Here is a 604-nt window from a genome sequence, read left to right as displayed (position 1 = left end):
CTCAGAGCTATTGACGAGCCAGTTCTGGTAGGTGCCCCTTCAAACCCAGTGCACGCTTCATGATCTCATCTTTAGCACCCGGTAATTGTCCCGCTAAACTCAAGCCAATACCGCGAACCAGTTTTTTCGCTGGATGGCCACCAGAGAATAAATCACGGAAACCTTGCATCGCCGCAATCATCTTCGCCGCTTCAGCCTTACGCCAACGCTCATAGCCACGCAGATTGCGTTTACTACCAATGTCTTGCCCTTGTTTCCAAAGAGTCAGTACTTCTTGCGCCAGACTGGCTGCATCCAATAAGCCGAGGTTCACGCCTTGGCCTGCTAATGGGTGGATGGTATGAGCCGCATCGCCAACCAGTGCAACACGCTCAACTACAAAGTCTCGGGCATAACGCATTTTTAGCGGAAACGCCGCTCGCTCTCCCACCACTTCACACACGCCTAAACGAGCATCGAATTCGCTGGTTAGCGTTTTGTTGAACGCTTCATCGCTCATGACCAGCAATTCTTCCACTCGGTTTGGCTCTGTCGACCAAACGATAGAACACATGTTTGGTTGAGACATTGGCAAGAATGCCAAAGGCCCGTGAGGTGTAAAAAT

General features: G+C 51.0%; 1 protein-coding gene. It reads right to left on the bottom strand.

Translation table 11 applies throughout. The annotated features are described in order from the left end of the window. Positions 1 to 7: 7 nt before the first annotated feature. Positions 8 to 604, bottom strand: a 597-nt coding sequence (locus tag R7P74_RS27740) for an FAD-dependent monooxygenase (RefSeq protein WP_318123885.1), incomplete at its 5' end; no start/stop codon positions are given.

The sequence above is a fragment of the Vibrio sp. 2033 genome (genome assembly GCF_033339735.1).
Note: the sequence above shows the minus strand (reverse complement) of the source record. Positions and strands in the feature narration are given on the sequence as shown.